Origin of the sequence: Rhizobium sp. BK212 (assembly GCF_014197475.1) — a bacterium.
Classification (GTDB): domain Bacteria; phylum Pseudomonadota; class Alphaproteobacteria; order Rhizobiales; family Rhizobiaceae; genus Rhizobium; species Rhizobium anhuiense.
This window is the reverse complement of record NZ_JACIFS010000002.1, coordinates 204,581-222,689: the sequence shown is the minus strand read 5'-3', so window position 1 is coordinate 222,689 and position 18,109 is coordinate 204,581. Positions and strand designations below refer to the sequence as shown.

The window sequence follows — 18,109 nt, the reverse complement described above, 5'->3', positions numbered from 1 at the left end:
AGGCAAACAAGGGTTTATCAACGGACTGCGGACGTCTATCCGGGCAAGACTTTGCCTGGGTTCATGATGCCTGTCGGATCGATGGCATGCTTGATGACGGCCATGAGATCGACGGCATCGCCATGTTCCCCGCGCAGATAGCCAATCTTGCCGGTACCGACGCCGTGTTCGCCGGTAGAGGTGCCGCCCACCGAGATTGCATGTTGCACCATCTTCTTGTTGATGGCTGCAACCTCATTGAGTTCCGCCTGATTTCCCGGGTCGACAGCGAAGACGACGTGATAATTGCCGTCGCCGACATGGCCGAGAATGGCGGCGGGAACGCTGCAGCCGCGCAGAAGATCACGCGTCTTGAGGATGCAGCTGCTGAGCTGTGAGACAGGGACGCAGACGTCGGATGACCAGCCTTTGGCATGCGGCCGCTGGGAGACGACCGCGTAGAACGCGTTGTGACGCGCCTTCCACAGCCGGTTGCGCTCTTCAGGTGCGTTTGCCCATTCGAAATCCTTGCCGCCATTCTCCTCGACGATCGCCTTGACCATTTCGACCTGCTCCTGAACCCCAGCCGGAAAGCCATGAAATTCGAAGGCGAGCGTGTCCTCGATCTTCAGCGACAGATTGGAATAGGCGTTGACGGCCGCGATCAGGCCGCGGTCCATCAACTCCATGCGGGCAACCGGAATGCCGAGCTGCACGACCGCAATCGCCGCATTGACCGCCTGCTCGACGCTTTCGAACGAGCAGAGCGCTGCGGAAATCGTCTCCGGGATGCCGTAGAGCCTGAGCGTTACCTCGGTAATGATGCCGAGCGTACCCTCGGAACCGACGAACAGTCGGGTCAGATCGTAGCCGGCTGACGACTTGCGCGCCCGGCCGCCGGTGCGGATGACCTGGCCGCTCGGCAGCACGACGGTCAGTGACAGGACGTTTTCGCGCATGGTGCCGTAGCGCACGGCGTTCGTCCCCGATGCCCGCGTCGAGGCCATGCCGCCGATCGAGGCGTTGGCGCCGGGATCGATCGGGAAAAACAGGCCCATATCGCGCAGATGCGTGTTCAATTGCTCGCGGCTCACACCGGCCTCGACGGTGCAATCGAGGTCCTCGGCGCTGACGCGGACGATCTGCGACATGCGTGAAAGATCGATCGAGACACCGCCGCGCACCGCCGTCAGATGGCCTTCGAGCGAGGTGCCTGCGCCAAACGCGATCACCGGCACGTCTTCAGCCGCGCAGAGCCGGACGATCTCGGCCACGTCCTCGGTGCTTTCCGCAAACACGACAGCATCCGGGATGGCGGGCGTGTGGTGGGATTCACCGCGGCCGTGCTGTTCGCGGAAGGCCTGCGAGATGGAGAAGCGATCGCCGAAACGGATGCGAAGCGTTTGCGAAAGAGCGGGAGAAAGAACACTCATTTGCCGCCTCGACGCTCTCCAGGAATGACGCGGCTAGGGTTATCCGGATGCGCCGCCAGCCATTCGGTGGGGGTGATGGACATGGAGTGCTCCGGATGATGCTCTGGCGGGGGACGAACGGGCCGATGCTGTTGGCGCCGGCCTGCTCGATGATCCATCAGGCGGCGATCTTGTCGCCGTTGAGATGGCGCTCGAGGAATGGCAGGCTGTCCTGTCCCCAGTACAACTCGTCTTCGTATCGGAAGGTTGGAAGCCCGAAGACACCGGCAGCCTTGGCGGTCTCGGCGTTCGATTTCCAGATCGCCTGCACGTCCTCGGCCTGAGCGCGCTGCTCCAGAACTGCACCGTCGAACCCTGCCTTATCCGCAATTGCGCGACGAACCTCGGCTCGGCCGATGTCCTCGCCACATGTCCAGAAGGCCTCCTGAAGCGCCTTTGTCAGTCTGAGCCAGTCTTGCCCCGCATCGATGGCGGCAAGGACCATGAAACCGGCGGGGGTCGGGTCAGAAAGGGCGGCGCGGTTTTCGAAGTTCAGCGTTTTACCCCGCAGCGCGGCCCAACGTTTCAGGTCCTTGACCCAATAGGCGCGGCGCGCTTCCGGCCGGTTGCGGGAATAGATCGCGCCATTGTCCTCGATCAACGGGATCACATAGGGGCGGATCGATGCCCCATGCTCGGAGGCGAGCGCCGCAAATGGCTCGAGGCCGATAAAAGCCCAGGGAGAGCCAATGCCGAAGAAGTAATCGATGGTCTTTGTCATGTTCCGTTCTTCTCAAGAGATGTGGTCGAGTAGATTGCCGCGTCGAATACCGATAGCGCGCAGTCCCGGGCGACGAGAACGGCCTGGGGATCGCGTCCGACCGCCACCGTGGCAAGGGCGCCTTCATAGAGAAGGGAAAGGTGAGCAGCCGCCTGGTCGGGCTTGACATCGGCCCTCGACAGGATGGTGCGAAATATGTCCCTCACGACCTTCTTGTGCGTTCGCGCGACGGTGAGGACACGTTCTGAATCGCCGTGCTCGGCGACGGCAAGTGCAAAGGCGCAGCCCCGAAACTCCGGGCTGTCGGCCTTTTCGTACAAGCGCTCGAAAATCAGTTTGATCTGATCCCTCGGCATGCTTGCCGCATCCAAAACCTCCTGTAGCGAACGAATGACGCGGTCGTGGCGATCCTGGAGATAGGCTGCCACGAGGTGGTCCTTGGATGGGAAGTGTCGATAGAGGGTCGCCTTGGCAACGTTTGCTTCTTCGATGATTCGATCTATGCCGACGGCGCGAATACCTTCGCTATAAAAAAGCGCGCTGGCGGCGGTAAGGATCTGATCTGATATAGGCTCTTTCATTGGATCGCTTCGGGTTGGGAATGTATCATGGGATCAGCAAGCCCATATCATCAGGTCATTGCAAGGGTTCCTGTCGGGGTTCGGTGCATTGTTTCGCGATCGGTGGCGTCGAGCGGACAAGAAACCGAGGGCAAAGGCTGGTTATGCTGCCTCCGACCGGTAGGCTCCTAAGGCGAAAGCCGTTTTTGTTTTTCGTCTCCCTTTCAAGCGGTACTCCCTATCGACCGTCGACAGATGATCCCGCTCGATTTGCAATGCGGAAGCTAGAGGATTGAGAGATGAGGAGAAAGACAGGTCGTTCTTTTTCTACTGAATTTGTAGAAAATGTTTCGTCCACGGCTCTTGCAGACAGCTGACTTTTTCGTGGCGATGGGTGGTAACCTCGGTCTCCGTCTATCTCTCAGGTCGGACAGTTTGGGCGTGGCCGCGGCTGCAATCTTGTCTGCTTCTGCTGTGGGGAATAAGCTGCCGGGATGATCAAACAGGTTCTCTTTGTCCAAGGCGCCGGCGAAGGCGTTCATGACCACTGGGACAACAAGCTCGTGGCGAGCCTCGAGCGCGAGCTTGGCGGAAATTATGTTGTCCGCTATCCCCGAATGCCCGGCGAAGACAATCCCAGCTTCTCTGCGTGGAAGGCTGCGCTGATGAGGGAATTCGCCTTGTTGGAAGATGGCGTAATGCTCGTCGGCCATTCGTTCGGCGGCACCATCTTGATGCATGCGCTTGCCGAGCAGCCGCTGACACCGAGGTTGGGCGGGCTATTTCTCATCGCCGCACCCTTCATCGGCGAAGGCGGATGGCCGAGCGATGACATCGGCCGTGCCGAGGATTTCTCGGGGTCCCTTCCGCCCGGCCTTCCCGTCCATCTCTATCATGGGATTGATGACGACGAGGTGCCGACGGCTCACGTCCATCTCTACGCGAAAGCGATTCCGCACGCCGTGGTGCGCACGCTCGAGGGCAGGGATCACCAGTTCAATGATGACATGAGCGAGGTCGCCCGGGACATCCGTTCGTTTGGTTAGGCGTCTGCTCAGACAATTCTAGCAAACACCACGCGGGAAAGCTTGTTTCCCAGCGCAGCCGCTCTATGTCCTCTCCCGTTTCAGCATGAGATCTGCAGGCAGTATTCACCGTAAAACCGGGCGCCGACGGCGTTGTCCGCCGGCCGGCTTTGAAGGAGCTGAGCAATGAAAATTCTCATGGTTCTCACATCGCATGATCAACTGGGAAACACCGGCAGGAAGACGGGCTTCTGGCTCGAGGAGCTCGCCGCCCCTTACTTTGTTTTCCGTGGCGCCGGAGCCGACATCACGCTCGCTTCGCCGAAGGGCGGCCAGCCTCCACTCGATCCGAAGAGCAACGAGCCGGCCTTCCAGACGGAAGACACGCGACGGTTCGAGCGAGACCAGGCGGCAACGGCTGCGCTCGCCAACACCTTGAGATTGTCCGACATCAACCAGGCGGACTATGACAGCGTGTTCTTCCCCGGCGGGCACGGTCCGCTTTGGGATCTGACGAACGACCGCAACGCTCTGTCGCTCATCGAGGATATGCTCGCGGCGGGAAAACCCGTGGCGCTCGTTTGCCACGCACCAGGTATCCTGACGAATGTGAAGGCCCCGGATGGAAAGCCCATCGCCAAGGGCCGGACGGTCACGGGTTTCACCGATTCCGAAGAAGAGGCGATGCACCTGGTCGAGGTCGTTCCCTACCTGCTCGAGGACGTATTGAAGGAGCAGGGCGCAAAGTTTTCGAAGACGGCGGATTGGGGCGTGCATGTCGTCCAGGACGGCCTGCTGATCACCGGTCAAAACCCGGCTTCGTCAAAACAGGGCGCCCGGAGGCTTGTTGAGGCCTTGAGAAAGCAGGACGCGGCTTAAGGGCTTAAGCCCTGGGCACGATGGCTTCGAGATCTCCTCATTCGGCTTGTGCCGACGCCGGCCTCAGGTGCGTCTCGACGACGTCTGCAGCACGGCGGCGGCGAGCCAACGTTCAAACACGGATGAAAGGCGCCTGACATGACGGGGAAATATACGGGACAATGCGCTTGCGGCGCGGTGAGATTTGCCTTCGACACCGACCCGAACTTCGTCGCCAACTGCCATTGCCTGGACTGCAAGAGGGCAACGGGCGGCGAGGCCGCCACGTTCTTCGCCGTACCGCAGGATGATTTCAACGTGATCAGCGGTAGCCCGAAGGCGTTTCACTATGTCGCCAATTCAGGCAAGGGGCTCGACCGCAATTTTTGCCCGGATTGCGGCGCCAGATTGTTCAGCAGCAACCTGGAGAGCTTTCCTGGCCTCGTCTTCGTGACGCTCGGCAGTCTGGATCAGCCCGAGCTCATCAAGCCGGGAGTCGAAATGTTCACCAAGCGGCGGCTCGCCTGGGCAAGGCCGCTCGATCTTCCGCAGTTCGACGGCATGCCCGGCTGAGCCGCGACGCAAACCGCTGCCGAGTTTTGCGCGACATGCTTTGAGCAATTTTTCTTGAAGAAAAGTTCCATCCGGTGTCGGATCGGTCAGCCCACGCCCGTCCTAGGTTCGTCCATTCCGTCCATTCAAAAAGGATCACGACCATGCCGAGTACCATACGCCTGCACCGCGTTCTGGCGACCAGCCCGGAGAAAGTCTACCGCGCATTCCTGGAGGCGGACGCGCTTGCCAAGTGGCTTCCGCCGAACGGCTTCCTCTGCACCGTGCATCATTCGGAGCCGGTCGTCGGCGGCACGTTCAGAATGTCTTTCCGTAACTTCACGACGGGCAACAGCCACGCCTTCGGCGGCGAATATCTGGAGCTCGTCCCAGGTGAACGCCTGCGTTACACCGACAGGTTCGACGACCCCAACCTGCCTGGTGAAATGGAAGTCACCGTGACACTGAAAAAGGTCTCGGTCGGCACCGAGGTGGACATCGTGCAGGCCGGCGTGCCTGACGTCATTCCGCCCGAGGCTTGTTATCTCGGCTGGCAGGAGTCGCTGCGAAACCTCGCCAGGGTCGTCGAGCCCGACATCCAGGAATAGTCCAAGATCGCGCTGGCCGGGCGGCAACCGCCCGGCACCAGCCGACGTCAATGACTGCCGACGCCGCGTTTGGCGAGCGCGTTGCGGGCGGCCACAGCGCCCCAGTCGTCGGAAAGATCCTGCCCTTCGATCTCGGCTTCGGCGATCGGCGTTGCCCGGATCAGCGGCACGGAGCCGAAAGGCAGGCCGTCGATCCGCCCGGGGCCCTGGCTCAGCATGATCCGGCTCATCGGGCTATGATCCTCGGTCAGCCGGCAGAACAGGATGGCGCGGTGTTTCTCGACATCACGGGCGACGCGATAGCCGTCCGCCACAAGGTCGCCGATGTTGATCAGCAGGTTTGCCCAGTTTTCGATCCCCTCCGCATTCAGGGTCGCGGGGCCGAATTCCATGAAGAGTTCGCATTCGACGCCGTTCTCCGGCTCGGATATGCCGGCCCAAGGGGTCGACAGCCCGTCGGTGGCAAGCGTCAGCCTTTCCGGCGCCTGGATGGCGAGGATGCGGCGATGCGGGCCGAACCATTTCGTCTGGGCGTGAATGTTGGCCGTTCCGCGCTCGGCCGCAAAGTTCTGAAGCACTGTACCGCGGCTCTGCCAGAAGACGCGTCGCGCAGCGGCTGCGGTTTCGTAGATCGGGTCGTCGGGGGCGCGCGGCACGATCGTCCGATCATAACTGGTTTGGAGCGTGATCTCTCCCCGCATGAAGGGAAACTTCGGCTTCTTCCAGCGTATTAGCACCTTGTTGAAGCGAGGCACCCCTGATGCACCGAGCTTTTCGACGACTTCGGAGATGATATCGAGCGGATGCCTGGATGCCTCCGGGACATAGTTTCCTTCGGCATCGCGGTAACCGCCCGTCCGGGACGAGTGCCCCGCCTGCATCGTGGTGGCAGTCCATTCGCCACTGACCGCGCCCGCCGGCGCCTTGCCGAGAGCCGGCGCAAGTTCCCGGATCGCATCGTCAATCGAATAGGATGCCACGTCGCCCCTCAGCCTTCGCCCAAAGATCGTATCTCTCGCGGCCGCTCTGCCCGCGAGCAGAAGCTAGAGCGGAGGCGTCGCCGATCAATAGCGAGGTGGAGTGGCGCGAGCAGAGGAGGCGCCCAGGTCCCTGGGCGCAGGAGAAATTCTTTTACTAGGTGAGGTAAGGTCCGCGGCGCCTATTTGCTTCCGTCGTTCGGCCGCGCCTTGGCGCTGTCGTTGCTGGTCGACGAGGCGGTCTTTCCATCCGGTTGCTGCCCGAAATATGTGCCGCCGAGATGGCCGCCGGCGCTGGTGTTCTTTACCTGCCGTTCGGCGCGTTTCTGGAGTTCACGAACGTTGGTCTTGCTCATTTTCGGCTCCATGTTTGACGTAGACCTCTGGTCAACCAATGGCGGACAACACGGTTCCATATTTTTTGCGGAGGGCGGGGCCGGGTAGTGGGTTGGGCCTGCTCACCTCTGTTGCGCCAAGCTTGCTTTCGAACGACAGGGCGGCTCACCGGGGAAGAATTCCCGCGGGAACACTTCCTGATCTTTTCGGTTTCCCCTGTTCAACAAGGAGAAACGAAGATGGGTATGACGACACCGAAAGACGGCGCCCCCGGCACCACCGATCAGTCTCCCCGCTGGGAAGGGCCGAAGGGAAATAAACCTCGCGGCTACATGAAGGCCAAGGACGATCCGGATCGCGATCGCGACGCGCATGGCGAAAGCAACCGCGATCCCGAGACTAAGAATCTCAGCGATGCGCTGAAGCAGAAGGGCCAATGACATGGCTGATCCCAAAAAAGACGCAGCCGGCCAGTTCGCCAGATCCCAGGCCGACCGGAAAAGCAGCGGTGTGGCCAGCGCCAAACCGACCGTGATCACCGGCTCGGAAGATGCCACGGTGAACAAGAACCCGCCCGGCAAGAAGAAGTCCGGGAAGGATTGGGATATCAACTACGATCCGGCCGCTAGGAACGAGAGCCGGTCGCACTAGCTCCGGCTGTCGCTGCTTCTCCTCACGAGCCAAGCCGCGAGGCATTTCCGTTTTCTCCAGTCAGGGAAATGCTCCAGTTTCATATGTGGACACTGTTCCTACCCACCGAAATAGGCCGGATGGTCGATATCGGCGAGGAGGCCGGGCTGCTTTGGCTCCCAGCTGAGCAGCGCGCGGGTATGCTCGCTCGATGTCGGGACGTCGAAGCCGGCGAACATGCCAAACCAGCCAAAATGCTCGGCCGCTTCTTCCCGTGAGAGCGAGACAGCGGGCACATCGAGCCGCCGGCCGATGACCTCGGCAATCTGCCTGAAGGGAACTCCCTCTTCTGCGACTGACAGGAACGGGCCACCGACAGCGCCGCGCTCCAGCGCCAGCCGATAGAGCCGGGCGGCATCGAGCCGGTGCACGGCGGGCCAGCGGTTGTGCCCTTCGCCGATATAGGCCGAGACTCCCGTCCGCCGGGCCAAATCGATCAGGATCGGCACGAAACCATGATCGCCATGGCCATGTACTGACGGCGGCAGCCGGACGGTGGCGGCCCGCACGCCACGCGCGACAAGCGATATCGCGGTGATTTCGGAGGCGCGAGGGTAGGTCTGCGACGTTGGCATGGGCGGGTCCTTCTCGGTGCCGGTGCGCCCCGGCGCATGGCCGAGGCCCGCCGTCACCAGCAGCGGCCGGCCGGAACCTTGGAGGGCTTCGCCCAGCGCCTCGATGGCGCGCCGGTCGGCGGCGCAGTTCTCGGCAAATTTCGAGAAATCATGATTGAAGGCCGTGTGGACGACGCCATCCACCTCTGCCGCGCCGCTCTTCAGGCTGTCCAGGTCGTCGAGCGTGCCGCGATGGACCTCGGCACCGGCGGCGGCCAGTTGATCCGCTCCCTTGTCCGAGCGGGTGAGGCCCAGCACCTGATGGCCAGCGGCGATCAGTTCATCGACGACGGCCGAGCCGACCCAGCCGGTGGCTCCAGTGACGAATACGCGCATGTGATATCTCCAGTTTTGCCGGAGACACATATCGGCCCTGCCTGTATCATGGTAAAGTAGTGACATTATCATGGTATAAAGGCTAACAGGATGGGCGAATTCGTCACCTCGGACAACCGGCTCGGTGCCTATTTGAAGGGGCGCCGCGTCAGGCTCGATCCCGCTGCCTTCGGCTTTGCGGGGGAGCGGCGGCGCACGCCGGGTCTGCGGCGCGAGGAGGTCGCGAGCCGCGCCAATATCAGCCCGACCTGGTACACCTGGCTGGAGCAGGGGCGTGGCGGGGCGCCGTCTGCCGACGTGCTCGACCGGATCTCTCGCGCGCTGATGCTGACTGATGTCGAGCGCGAGCATCTCTTCCTCATCGGCCTCGGTCGACCGCCCGAGGTGCGTTACCACAGACAAGAGGGCGTGACGCCGAGGTTGCAGGGCGTGCTCGATGCGCTGGACCCGAGCCCGGCGCTGATCCGCAACGCCATCTGGGACGTGATTGCCTGGAACAGGGCGGCGACTGTGCTTCTAACCGATTACGGCGCGCTGCCGCCGGAAGAGCGTAACGTGCTGCGCTTCATCTTCCTCGATCCGCGCGTGCGCGCCGCCCAGTACGACTGGGAAAGTGTCGCCCGCTTCGTCGTCGCCGCTTTCCGCGTGGATGCGGCCCGCGCGGGTGCCGCGGCCGCGGTCGAGCCCCTCGTCGACGAACTCTGCCGCAAGAGCCCCGAATTCCTGGCGATGTGGCGCGACAACGACGTGCGCAGCCACGGCGAGGGCGCCAAGCATATCCGCCACCCCATCCTCGGCCCGCTCGCCTTCGAATATTCCGCCTTCCAGGTGGACGGGCGGCCGGATCTCAGCATGGTCGTGTACAACCCGGCGACGGCGGAGGATGCGGCGAAGATCAAGGGATTGGTGGGGTGAGGCTAGGGCAATTCCGTGACGCCTTTAGGCGCGGCATCTTCCGTCGTCCCTAGTGGTTTGGTGTGCAACCCATAGAGCGAAGCCTTCATGGCAAAGCTGTGAAAATCTAAAATACTACCTTTGCTGGAAAATTCGTTGACCGTCCCAGTCTCTGCTGCTTTCTTTCCGATAGACCAAGGCGAATGGGTCTTGAAGGAGATATCCATGACAGAGCTTGCAAAACCTGTGACGGTCGACGATGTCAGCAGCGCTTCCGAGAATGACGTGATCTCAGGCAATCTGCTGGAGAATGATCTGGCCGGGGGCTCCGGCAACATGTTTCTCAACTTCTTCGACGGCGAGAGAGTTCTTGCCAAGAGGGACGGGCAGGTCACCGATATCGAGGGTGAATACGGCACGTTCCACGTCAAGGCCGACGGCTCTTACACCTATACGCTGAACGAGACCGCCAAGGCGGGTTTCCTCCAGGGAATGACGCTGACGGAGACGATCGGCTACAAGATCTCCGACGGTGCCGGCAACACCGATGTCGGCCATTTCACGCTCGACATTCACGGGGTCACGAGCCCGCCGGTCGCGGTCGACGACGCCTTTTCCTTCCGCGAAGGAAGCGAGATGGCTGGCAACGTGCTCGCCAATGATCACGCGGGAGAGGCCGGCACGCTCTTTCTGCGCTCGGTCGAGGGCACCAGCATTCCTGCCGGTCAGGGGCAGGGGCAGACGACCGATGTGGCGGGTGAATTCGGTATCTTCCATTTCGCGGGCGATGGAAGCTTCACCTACGATCTCAATCCGGCCGTCAAGGCGGGCCTCGACGATGGCGAGCATGTCACGGAGAAACTCCAATATTACAAGGTCTCCGACGGCGCCGGTCACGCGGATGCCGGCGTGATCACCCTGACCGTCGACGGCGCGACGGACGGGAAGTCGTTGAACACCAATCATGTCGAGGTCCAGGCGGATGTGGTGCGCCCCTTCCTGGATCATTACGAACTCCAGGGAGTCGCGGTCGATCCGCTAACGGGCAAGTATTACGTCAGTTCCGGCCACGGTTTCCCGGATGATTCCATGGTGAGCGTTTACGACAACGCCTCGGCATTTGAGGCCGGCAACGCCAGCGGCGCCATCTCTCTCGGCGACTATGACAAGGGCGAATATGACATCGGCGGAACCTATTTTTCGGTCCGCGGAGGCGAGATCATCGGAAGAACCAACGAGGCGAGAGGCGAGGAGGACCCTTTCCCCGATCAGACCTATCTCGCAAAGTGGGATGCCGCCGACGGATCGCTCGATCAGAAGGGTGCTTCGATTCCCGGCCTTATCGGCGAGAATGGGGCGGGTACGTTCGACTGGGGTGGATTCACGGCCGTCAATACGATGCAGGACTCGACCGGCATTTATGTCGTCGGCCGCCTCAACGATACTACCTGGCAGGTCTCCAAGATCGATCCAGGCACGCTGAATCCGATCGAATCCAAGACCTTCGCGGCGGGCGAGCTCGGATACGGCTTCGCTGTCGACGGCACGTTCTTCTTCGGCGATTCCTTCGGCAGCGAACACATCGGCACGGCCTTCGACTTCGAAACCGGAGTCAAGACAACGGTTGACGTCAACATCGCCATACCGGGAGACGACTTGATCACCAACGTGGTCTATGACTCAGCGGCGGATAATCTCTACCTCACCAACACCGGGACCGACGAAATCGCCGTGGTGCACAATATCTCGGACGTTCTGTTCGCCTAGCGCATCGGCCCGAAAATCCGAATCGATTTTCGGAAAGCACAATGCGAGGATTGAAAGTGTTAGAGCGTCCTTTGTGCGTCCGAAAGGACGTACGGCGCTCTAATGGGCCTTACCGCTCGAATGCCGACGCCGCCCCGCGCGTTCTGTTGACGGCAGGGCGTTTAACCGGCCGGAGCCTTCGTAAACACAAATCAATAGAATTGCAGCCACGCTACTGCAGCGTACGCGTCTGGATCTGCTCGGCGGCGTGAGGCGCGGATGCGGGCAGGGGGCTGCCTTCGAGGCCGGTCGCTACCACTGAAACGCGGAACTTGCCGTCGAGGCTGCGGTCGAAGATCGCCCCGACGTATGCAGTCTTGCCGTTCCGGACAAGGCCGCTTTCCAGCAAGTACGGGGCGTCTCCGGCTGTCCCGGCAGCAAGAGCGGCGGGCCGTGTGGAACATGGATGGCGGCCGACGCCTTCAGCCCGCCGCGTGGACTGGTTTCGGCCGATGATTTGGAACCATGATCCCACCGTACTGTTTAACTGGAAGGCGCGGAAGCGCCGATAACGGGGATGCCGATTGCCGGCCAACCCGGTAATGACGATCGGCCTTTCGGTTCGCCTATGGAGGAACACGACATGCAAACGACCCGATCGAAAGAACTGGCGGAGGAATACCTGCGGCTTGGCGGCAAACGGCTGGCGAAGATCGATGACAATATCGTTAAAATCCGCCACTGGGAGGATGACACGCCGGAGGCCGAAGCCTTCTGGCAGAAGCACATCGAGCCGCTGGATGACAAGCGCCGCGTAGAGGTCGTAACGCACCTTCCCACGATCAACGACAGGTGATCGCGAATCAACGACCGGTGATCGCAGCGATTCCCCGGAGCGCATGACACTGAAGCACCACAGCGCCGCGCGTCTGAAAAGACGCGGCAGGCTGCCGTGCTCGGATATGTCGCGCCACTGCGCTTACTGCAGCGTGCGCGTCTGGATCTGCTCGGCGGCGTGAGGCGCGGATGCGGGCAGGGGGCTGCCTTCGAGGCCGGTCGCCACCACCGAAACGCGGAACTTGCCGTCGAGGCTGCGGTCGAAGATCGCCCCGACGACTATATCGGCGTCTTCCTGCACTTCGTCACGAATGCGGCTTGCCGCCTCGTCCACTTCGAACAGCGTCATATCCGAACCGCCGGAGATCGAGATCAGCACGCCCCTGGCGCCCCGCATCGAGATATCGTCGAGAAGCGGATTGGCGATTGCCGCTTCCGCCGCCTTCATCGCACGGCTTTCACCGGAGGCTTCGCCGGTGCCCATCATGGCGCGACCCATGCCGCGCATGACCGACTTCACGTCGGCGAAATCGAGGTTAATCAGGCCTTCCTTGACGATCAGATCGGTTATGCAGCCGACGCCGGCATAGAGCACGCGGTCGGCCGTCATGAAGGCATCGGCGAACGTTGTTTTTGCATCGGCGATGCGGAAGAGGTTCTGGTTGGGAATGACGATGACCGTATCGGCCGCCTGGCGAAGCGCCTCGATGCCGATTTCCGCCATTCGCATGCGGCGATTGCCTTCGAAGGTAAAGGGCTTGGTGACGACGCCGACCGTCAGGATGCCGGCGGCACGCGCAGCGCGCGCGATGACAGGTGCGGCACCCGTGCCGGTGCCGCCGCCCATGCCGGCGGTGACGAAGCACATGTGCGACCCTGCCAGGTGATCCATGATCTCATCGATCGACTCCTCGGCAGCCGCATGGCCGACCTCGGGCAGCGAACCGGCGCCGAGACCCTCCGTCACATTCGCGCCCAGCTGGATGCGGCGCGTCGCCTTGGAGGTGGCCAGCACCTGGGCATCCGTGTTGGCGGCGACGAATTCGACACCTGCCAGGTTTTCAGCGATCATATTGTTGATCGCATTGCCACCGCCGCCGCCGACGCCGATGACTGTAATATGCGGCCGTAGTCCAGAAATGCCGCTCTTGGCGTCCGACATCGCGCTCTCCTTTGATGTTTCGTTCATGCCCACCCTCGTTTGCGGACGGCGAATCGTGCCTCACGATACGCGAGCAACAAGGCAGAGGCGAGGCGAAAGACGTCTCGGCGGGAGCGGAGATGGTCGGGAAGGGCCCCAGTTGGGGCCTTTCAGGGAGGGAGCATTATGCCGAGAGCTGACAATTATGCTTCAAGGACAGGCCGTGAAGGTAGCTTGCGGCGATATTGTTGAAAAAATCGCCGCGTAGGGTTTTGTTTTACGCCTCTCGGAATGAAATTGCGCTGTGACTCCATTTCTGCATCGACACAGAAGAAACCTACAGCCTCGATCCCACAGCCACCGGCAAACACAACACACTCCGCAACCCCGCCGCCCCATTCGCCTCCAGCACCAGCGACCCACCATAAAGCCCAGCCAGCTCACTCACGATACTCAGCCCAAACCCATTCCCCGGCACAAGCTCATCCTCACGCACACCCGGCAGCAGCACAGCGGCGAGGCGGTCCGGCGGTATCCCCGGCCCGTCGTCCTCGATGGTGATGCGTGCGATTGGGCCGTCGCGGCGGGCGCGGACGGTCACACGGGAGGCGGCCCATTTGAAGGCGTTGTCGATCAGGTTGCCGAGCATTTCCTCGACATCGCTTTCGTCGCAGGCAACGCGCAGGCTTTCGGCGATATCGGTATCGAAGGCGATGTTGCGCTCGGCATGGATCTGGCCGATCGCCCGATGCAGATCGGCGACCGATGCCGCCACGTCGGTGCTGGCGACATTGTCCGAGGAGGCCATCACCCGGCGGGCGGCGGCGAGGTGATGTTTGATCCTGTTGTCTATCCGGGCTGCGAGGCCGCGTAATGCGCCTTTGGGATCGTTTTGCTCGTTGAGCGCCAGCAGCAGGCTCGCCACCGGAGTCTTGAGGCCGTGGGCGAGGTTGGCGAACTGCATGCGCGTTGCCGCAAGCCTCTCTTCGTTGGCCTCCAGCAGCGCATTGGTTTTCAGTGAGAGCGGTGCAAGTTCGACTGTCGCCTCATCGGGCAGGCGGCCGCGTTCTCCCCGGTTGATGGCATCGATATTGGCCGCCATGGATATCAGCGGGCGCAGGCCGAAGCGGATCTGCCAGAGCGTGCCGGCCATCAGCACGAGGCCGAGCAGCAGCATGCAGGGCACCAGCCAGAAGAGGGCGCGCAGTGCCGGGCCGACGAGGGCGATCATCGGCGCCGTCGCGGTGATCGTCAGCGTCATTCCGTCGATGCTGCGGATGGCCTGCCGAAGATAGAGCGGTCCTCTTCCGCGATCACCGCCCATGCCTGATGTCGGCATGCCCATCAGCACATGGCGCAGATCCTGCCGGGGTGGCGGCGCGTCTATTGTGCCGTTCATCAGGGAGCGCGAGGTCAGGCGCTGCTGTCCGTCATCGATCTGCCAGTACCAGCCGGATGAGAGGCGATCAAAGGGGGGCGCATCGAGCGGTGCGGAAAGGGCGAGCCTTCCCCCAGCGTCATGCGTCACCGCGCCAGCGAGGGCGCCGATCTGAATGTCCAAACGCTGGTCGACCTGCTCGCGCACCACAGTCTTCAGCGCCAGCCAGAGTACGATGGCGGCGACGACAAGCGCCAGCGTCACGAAGATGCCGGAAAACATCAGCAGCCGGCCGGCGATCGATCTCGGCTTGACGGACGGGGCCTTCATGATGCCGCTGCTGACGTCAGCATATAGCCGCGGCCGCGCACCGTTTCGATGCTGTTGGCCCCGAGCTTCTTGCGCAAGCGGGCGATGATGACCTCGATGGAATTGGAGTCGACTTCGGCATCGCCGTCATAGACGCGCTCGGTGAGTTCGCGCCGGTCGACGATCATCTCCTTACGCAGCATCAGGCAGGAGAGCACCCGCCATTCCAGCGCCGTCAGCTTCAGCGGCAGGCCGTCGAGCTCGAAGGTGCCGAGTTGGGCATCGAAGACCAGCGCGCCGCAGACAAGGCGCGAGGCGGCGTGACCGGACGCCCGGCGCACCAGGGCGCGCAGGCGCAGCACCAGTTCCTCCACCTTGAAAGGTTTGGCAAGGAAATCGTCGGCGCCGGCCTTGAAGCTCGAGACCTTGTCCGGCCAACCGTCGCGCGCCGTCAGCACCAGAACCGGCAGGTTGCGATCACCCTCGCGCCATCCCTTCAGCACGCTGACGCCATCGATCTTCGGCAGGCCGAGATCGAGGATTGCGACATCAAAGAGTTCGGTCAGTCCCGCATGGAGAGCGTCCTCGCCGTTGCGCGCAATATCGACGACGAAGTTTTCCGATCGGAGCACGGCGGCGATCCGGCCGCTCAGGTCTTCGTCATCTTCGACGAGCAGTACGCGCATGGGCAGGGCTTTCATAGGGCATCGCCGGGGACGGACCAAAACTATCGGGCCGAGCTTAACTCAATCTGAACGGAGAGGTTCAGGCAGGCGAGGGGGGGTGGCGGTTAGATTGCGGCCATTACTGAAGCAAGGAGCAGATATATGCCTGATGAAGACCAGGACAACGGACATCCCGAAGGTGCCGCCGCGCCGATGCCGCCAGGACACCGCCGGCGCCGGCTGGCGATTCCTGTCATATCAGCCGCAGTGGCGCTTGTTATTGGTGCTGCCGGTGGTGCCGGCGCCGCGAAGATGATGCGCCCCACGCCCGAAATGGCGCCGATGACGCCGGTGGCGATTTCGACCATGCCGGTATCGCGCCTCGTCACCATCAAGGGCAAGGTCGCCGAGATCTACGGCAACAAGTTCGTGCTGCAGGACGACAGCGGCAAGGCGCTTGTTGAAACCGGTCGGGCCGGCGAGGGTGGCGCACTCGTCACCCAGGATGAGGCCGTCACCGTGCAAGGGCGGTTCGACGACGGCTTTGTGCATGCGAGTTACCTCGTTCGCCAGGACGGACGAACCGAAGCGCTAGGTCCGCCGAAAGGTCCTCCGCACAGACGGTTTGGAGATTTCGATCACAGGCCTTGACGGGCGTGAACTAAAGCCGCGCTGCGGTGTTTACAGTCACGGCTCATAACTCAGAAGGAACAATTTCCATGCAACGACTTCTCCTATCAGGCCTTGCCCTTGCTGCACTCGCCGGCACTGCGTTCGCCCAACAGCCGCCACCTCCACCATCCGCCGGGACTCCGCCCGCCGCGGCCGAGCCCGGCTCGCCGCCATCGCCACCGCCGTCTCCACCTGCCTCTGCCTCTGATGACGATGACCGTATGATGGGTGGGCCGGATTCGTCGCCGAGAGATCGCCCTGATGACCGGTGGCATGGTTCGAGAGGCGATATGGGCTTCCGTGGCTTCCGCGGTCATCGCCCGCCACCGCTACCGCCATCGAAGGCAGCGCATTTCCGGATCGAGGATGGAAACACCCGGATCGATCTGAAATGCGCCGAGGACGAACCGATGAAGGCCTGCGCGGATCTGCTGCTCCAGGTGATGGACCGCCTGCAGGGGCAGGACTGATCATCCGCGCTTGAGGCGGATGCCGCACGATAATGCAACCGTCCGCGTTTTCTCGCGGGCGGTTTTGCGTGTTTCTCGGGGCCAAACGCCGCCCCGTAGACCTCAAGGAATGATGCCGCGAATTGGTCGATCCCTCGCCACGGGAGTTTACGGTCGGCGACTGAGGGGCGTCGGCTCACCGCGTGACGCGGGCTGCCGACGTTGCGGAGTAGCGGTCGCCGTGGATCTCGATGCCTGAGAAGACCGCGTCGATCTCGGCCAGTTCTTTCGATGTGAAGGTGATGTCGGCGGCGGCGATATTCTCCTCCAGCCGATGCAGCTTGGTGGTGCCGGGAATAGGGACGATCCAGGGTTTGCGGGCCATCAACCAGGCGATGGCGACCTGGGCCGCGGTGGCGTTTCTGCGAGCGGCGATCGCCTCGATCGCATCGACCACCGGCTGGTTTGCCTTGCGATTTTCGGACGAGAGGCGCGGATTGGTCTTGCGGTGGTCGTTGGCGCCTTCGAAACTGGTGTTCTCATCCATCTTGCCGGTGAGGAAGCCACGGCCGAGCGGGCTATAGGGCACGAAGCCGATGCCGAGTTCTTCGAGGACGGGCAGGATTTCCGCTTCGGGGTTGCGCCACCATAACGAATATTCGCTTTGCAACACGGAGACCGGCTGCACGGCATGGGCGCGGCGGATAGAGCCGGCATCGGCTTCGGATAGGCCGAAATGCAGCACTTTACCGGCGCCGATCAGATCCTTCACCGTGCCTGCCACCTCTTCGATCGGTACTGCAGGGTCGACCCGATGCTGGTAGAAGATATCGATGCGATCGGTGCGTAGCCGCTTGAGGGCTTCTTCTGCGACCACACGGATGCGTTCCGGCCGGCTATCCAGGCCGACTTCCGGCCGGCCATCCTTGAAGCCGAATTTCGTCGCGATCACCACCTCATCACGGATCGGCGCCAGCGCCTCGCCGACGAGATCCTCGTTGGTGAACGGCCCATAGGCCTCTGCCGTGTCGAAGAAACTCACGCCCCGGTCATGCGCCGCCCGCAATAGCGCGATGGCATCGCCGCGCTCCATCGCCGGCCCACGATGATAGTTCAGCCCCATGCAGCCGAAACCGATCGCCGACACGTCAGGGCCTCTTTGGCCGAGCTTGCGCTTGATCACGTGGATGTCCTCCTCAGGTTTGATCGTAATGTAAAGGCAAACACTGGTGTCGATTAGCCGGTGATATTGGCATGGACTTATGAGTTGAGCTCATAAATGCGTCTCCG

The 18,109-nt window shown here is 62.1% G+C and carries 22 protein-coding genes and 1 pseudogene; 11 read left to right on the top strand and 12 right to left on the bottom strand.

Features of this window, described 5'->3' with window-relative positions:
* Window positions 1-35: 35 nt before the first annotated feature.
* The 3 genes from FHT79_RS06145 to FHT79_RS06135 all read right to left on the bottom strand — a co-directional run bounded on the left by FHT79_RS06145 (window position 36) and on the right by FHT79_RS06135 (window position 2,753).
* Window positions 36-1,412 carry an FAD-linked oxidase C-terminal domain-containing protein gene (locus tag FHT79_RS06145; protein ID WP_183903069.1) on the bottom strand — a complete coding sequence of 459 codons (1,377 nt, stop codon included), beginning with the start codon at window positions 1,410-1,412 and terminating at the stop codon, window positions 36-38.
* Between the two features lie 157 nt (window positions 1,413-1,569).
* Window positions 1,570-2,172 (bottom strand): DsbA family protein, encoded by a 603-nt coding sequence (locus FHT79_RS06140; protein ID WP_183903068.1) that lies wholly within the window; start codon window positions 2,170-2,172, stop codon window positions 1,570-1,572.
* Window positions 2,169-2,753: a TetR/AcrR family transcriptional regulator gene (locus FHT79_RS06135; RefSeq protein ID WP_063475177.1), complete on the bottom strand. Its 585-nt coding sequence runs from the start codon at window positions 2,751-2,753 to the stop codon at window positions 2,169-2,171. Before FHT79_RS06135 ends, FHT79_RS06140 begins: the two co-directional genes overlap by 4 nt.
* A 473-nt stretch (window positions 2,754-3,226) precedes the next feature.
* On the opposite strand from FHT79_RS06135, the gene FHT79_RS06130 reads away from it, so the two are divergent.
* The 4 genes from FHT79_RS06130 to FHT79_RS06115 all read left to right on the top strand — a co-directional run bounded on the left by FHT79_RS06130 (window position 3,227) and on the right by FHT79_RS06115 (window position 5,775).
* On the top strand, window positions 3,227-3,778 hold the full coding sequence (locus FHT79_RS06130; RefSeq protein ID WP_183903067.1) for an alpha/beta fold hydrolase: 552 nt from the start codon (window positions 3,227-3,229) through the stop codon (window positions 3,776-3,778).
* Window positions 3,779-3,943: 165 nt separating this feature from the next.
* The gene (locus tag FHT79_RS06125; protein WP_049812693.1) at window positions 3,944-4,636 is read left to right on the top strand and encodes a type 1 glutamine amidotransferase domain-containing protein; all 693 of its coding nucleotides are present in this window, start codon (window positions 3,944-3,946) and stop codon (window positions 4,634-4,636) included.
* Between the two features lie 138 nt (window positions 4,637-4,774).
* Entirely contained in the window at window positions 4,775-5,188 is a 414-nt protein-coding gene (locus FHT79_RS06120) for a GFA family protein (RefSeq protein ID WP_028757269.1), read from the top strand.
* A 143-nt stretch (window positions 5,189-5,331) separates the two neighbouring features.
* Entirely contained in the window at window positions 5,332-5,775 is a 444-nt protein-coding gene (locus FHT79_RS06115) for an SRPBCC family protein (protein WP_003560606.1), read from the top strand.
* A 47-nt stretch (window positions 5,776-5,822) separates the two neighbouring features.
* Here the strand turns inward: FHT79_RS06115 and FHT79_RS06110 are convergent, their stop codons facing one another.
* Window positions 5,823-6,755 (bottom strand): hypothetical protein, encoded by a 933-nt coding sequence (locus FHT79_RS06110; RefSeq protein ID WP_183903066.1) that lies wholly within the window; start codon window positions 6,753-6,755, stop codon window positions 5,823-5,825.
* A 179-nt stretch (window positions 6,756-6,934) separates the two neighbouring features.
* A complete protein-coding gene (locus FHT79_RS06105; RefSeq protein WP_088930348.1) occupies window positions 6,935-7,108 on the bottom strand; it encodes a hypothetical protein in 174 nt (57 codons plus the stop codon).
* A 219-nt stretch (window positions 7,109-7,327) separates the two neighbouring features.
* Between FHT79_RS06105 and FHT79_RS06100 the strand changes: the two genes are divergently transcribed.
* Both FHT79_RS06100 and FHT79_RS06095 read left to right on the top strand, forming a co-directional pair.
* Window positions 7,328-7,528 carry a hypothetical protein gene (locus tag FHT79_RS06100; protein ID WP_028758202.1) on the top strand — a complete coding sequence of 67 codons (201 nt, stop codon included), beginning with the start codon at window positions 7,328-7,330 and terminating at the stop codon, window positions 7,526-7,528.
* Between the two features lies 1 nt (window position 7,529).
* On the top strand, window positions 7,530-7,739 hold the full coding sequence (locus tag FHT79_RS06095; RefSeq protein ID WP_028757272.1) for a hypothetical protein: 210 nt from the start codon (window positions 7,530-7,532) through the stop codon (window positions 7,737-7,739).
* A gap of 98 nt (window positions 7,740-7,837) precedes the next feature.
* On the opposite strand, the gene FHT79_RS06090 is transcribed toward FHT79_RS06095, so the two are convergent.
* Entirely contained in the window at window positions 7,838-8,728 is an 891-nt protein-coding gene (locus FHT79_RS06090; RefSeq protein ID WP_028758203.1) for an SDR family oxidoreductase, read from the bottom strand.
* Window positions 8,729-8,818: 90 nt separating this feature from the next.
* Here FHT79_RS06090 and FHT79_RS06085 point away from each other — a divergent pair, with 90 nt between their 5' ends.
* Window positions 8,819-9,643, top strand: a complete 825-nt coding sequence (locus tag FHT79_RS06085; RefSeq protein ID WP_183903065.1) for a helix-turn-helix transcriptional regulator — start codon at window positions 8,819-8,821, stop codon at window positions 9,641-9,643.
* A 2-nt stretch (window positions 9,644-9,645) separates the two neighbouring features.
* On the opposite strand, the gene FHT79_RS06080 is transcribed toward FHT79_RS06085, so the two are convergent.
* On the bottom strand, window positions 9,646-9,849 hold the full coding sequence (locus FHT79_RS06080; RefSeq protein WP_047614073.1) for a hypothetical protein: 204 nt from the start codon (window positions 9,847-9,849) through the stop codon (window positions 9,646-9,648).
* Here FHT79_RS06080 and FHT79_RS06075 point away from each other — a divergent pair.
* Window positions 9,848-11,389 carry an Ig-like domain-containing protein gene (locus FHT79_RS06075; RefSeq protein WP_028758204.1) on the top strand — a complete coding sequence of 514 codons (1,542 nt, stop codon included), beginning with the start codon at window positions 9,848-9,850 and terminating at the stop codon, window positions 11,387-11,389. The genes FHT79_RS06080 and FHT79_RS06075 overlap by 2 nt on opposite strands.
* 211 nt (window positions 11,390-11,600) lie before the next feature.
* Here FHT79_RS06075 and FHT79_RS06070 read toward each other — a convergent pair.
* Window positions 11,601-11,735, bottom strand: a pseudogene (locus tag FHT79_RS06070) (cell division protein FtsZ); the annotation flags it as partial.
* A 276-nt stretch (window positions 11,736-12,011) separates the two neighbouring features.
* Between FHT79_RS06070 and FHT79_RS06065 the strand changes: the two are divergent.
* Window positions 12,012-12,224 (top strand): hypothetical protein, encoded by a 213-nt coding sequence (locus FHT79_RS06065; RefSeq protein WP_017961052.1) that lies wholly within the window; start codon window positions 12,012-12,014, stop codon window positions 12,222-12,224.
* Window positions 12,225-12,347: 123 nt separating this feature from the next.
* Here FHT79_RS06065 and ftsZ read toward each other — a convergent pair whose 3' ends face one another.
* From ftsZ to FHT79_RS06050, 3 genes are all read right to left on the bottom strand, one after another.
* Complete coding sequence (ftsZ, locus tag FHT79_RS06060) at window positions 12,348-13,367, bottom strand: cell division protein FtsZ (protein WP_028759040.1); 1,020 nt, start codon at window positions 13,365-13,367, stop codon at window positions 12,348-12,350.
* A 316-nt stretch (window positions 13,368-13,683) separates the two neighbouring features.
* Window positions 13,684-15,054, bottom strand: coding sequence for a HAMP domain-containing sensor histidine kinase (locus FHT79_RS06055; protein WP_028759039.1), 1,371 nt, complete (start codon window positions 15,052-15,054; stop codon window positions 13,684-13,686).
* Window positions 15,051-15,719, bottom strand: a complete 669-nt coding sequence (locus FHT79_RS06050) for a response regulator transcription factor (RefSeq protein ID WP_028757734.1) — start codon at window positions 15,717-15,719, stop codon at window positions 15,051-15,053. Before FHT79_RS06050 ends, FHT79_RS06055 begins: the two co-directional genes overlap by 4 nt.
* Window positions 15,720-15,860: 141 nt before the next feature.
* Here FHT79_RS06050 and FHT79_RS06045 point away from each other — a divergent pair, with 141 nt between their 5' ends.
* Together FHT79_RS06045 and FHT79_RS06040 are read left to right on the top strand one after the other, a co-directional pair.
* Window positions 15,861-16,349, top strand: a complete 489-nt coding sequence (locus tag FHT79_RS06045) for a hypothetical protein (protein ID WP_028759038.1) — start codon at window positions 15,861-15,863, stop codon at window positions 16,347-16,349.
* Between the two features lie 68 nt (window positions 16,350-16,417).
* Window positions 16,418-16,840, top strand: coding sequence for a hypothetical protein (locus FHT79_RS06040; protein ID WP_028759233.1), 423 nt, complete (start codon window positions 16,418-16,420; stop codon window positions 16,838-16,840).
* Window positions 16,841-17,015: 175 nt separating this feature from the next.
* Here FHT79_RS06040 and FHT79_RS06035 read toward each other — a convergent pair whose 3' ends face one another.
* On the bottom strand, window positions 17,016-18,002 hold the full coding sequence (locus tag FHT79_RS06035) for an aldo/keto reductase (protein ID WP_183903064.1): 987 nt from the start codon (window positions 18,000-18,002) through the stop codon (window positions 17,016-17,018).
* Between the last annotated feature and the right edge of the window lie 107 nt (window positions 18,003-18,109).

Coding starts and splice junctions, on each gene's coding strand:
- FHT79_RS06145 (WP_183903069.1), bottom strand. CDS start 1,412: ATGAGTGTTCTTTCTCCCGCTCTTTCGCAAACGCTTCGCATCCGTTTC.
- FHT79_RS06140 (WP_183903068.1), bottom strand. CDS start 2,172: ATGACAAAGACCATCGATTACTTCTTCGGCATTGGCTCTCCCTGGGCT.
- FHT79_RS06135 (WP_063475177.1), bottom strand. CDS start 2,753: ATGAAAGAGCCTATATCAGATCAGATCCTTACCGCCGCCAGCGCGCTT.
- FHT79_RS06130 (WP_183903067.1), top strand. CDS start 3,227: ATGATCAAACAGGTTCTCTTTGTCCAAGGCGCCGGCGAAGGCGTTCAT.
- FHT79_RS06125 (WP_049812693.1), top strand. CDS start 3,944: ATGAAAATTCTCATGGTTCTCACATCGCATGATCAACTGGGAAACACC.
- FHT79_RS06120 (WP_028757269.1), top strand. CDS start 4,775: ATGACGGGGAAATATACGGGACAATGCGCTTGCGGCGCGGTGAGATTT.
- FHT79_RS06115 (WP_003560606.1), top strand. CDS start 5,332: ATGCCGAGTACCATACGCCTGCACCGCGTTCTGGCGACCAGCCCGGAG.
- FHT79_RS06105 (WP_088930348.1), bottom strand. CDS start 7,108: ATGAGCAAGACCAACGTTCGTGAACTCCAGAAACGCGCCGAACGGCAG.
- FHT79_RS06100 (WP_028758202.1), top strand. CDS start 7,328: ATGGGTATGACGACACCGAAAGACGGCGCCCCCGGCACCACCGATCAG.
- FHT79_RS06095 (WP_028757272.1), top strand. CDS start 7,530: ATGGCTGATCCCAAAAAAGACGCAGCCGGCCAGTTCGCCAGATCCCAG.
- FHT79_RS06090 (WP_028758203.1), bottom strand. CDS start 8,728: ATGCGCGTATTCGTCACTGGAGCCACCGGCTGGGTCGGCTCGGCCGTC.
- FHT79_RS06085 (WP_183903065.1), top strand. CDS start 8,819: ATGGGCGAATTCGTCACCTCGGACAACCGGCTCGGTGCCTATTTGAAG.
- FHT79_RS06075 (WP_028758204.1), top strand. CDS start 9,848: ATGACAGAGCTTGCAAAACCTGTGACGGTCGACGATGTCAGCAGCGCT.
- FHT79_RS06080 (WP_047614073.1), bottom strand. CDS start 9,849: ATGGATATCTCCTTCAAGACCCATTCGCCTTGGTCTATCGGAAAGAAA.
- FHT79_RS06065 (WP_017961052.1), top strand. CDS start 12,012: ATGCAAACGACCCGATCGAAAGAACTGGCGGAGGAATACCTGCGGCTT.
- ftsZ (WP_028759040.1), bottom strand. CDS start 13,367: ATGTCGGACGCCAAGAGCGGCATTTCTGGACTACGGCCGCATATTACA.
- FHT79_RS06055 (WP_028759039.1), bottom strand. CDS start 15,054: ATGAAGGCCCCGTCCGTCAAGCCGAGATCGATCGCCGGCCGGCTGCTG.
- FHT79_RS06050 (WP_028757734.1), bottom strand. CDS start 15,719: ATGCGCGTACTGCTCGTCGAAGATGACGAAGACCTGAGCGGCCGGATC.
- FHT79_RS06045 (WP_028759038.1), top strand. CDS start 15,861: ATGCCTGATGAAGACCAGGACAACGGACATCCCGAAGGTGCCGCCGCG.
- FHT79_RS06040 (WP_028759233.1), top strand. CDS start 16,418: ATGCAACGACTTCTCCTATCAGGCCTTGCCCTTGCTGCACTCGCCGGC.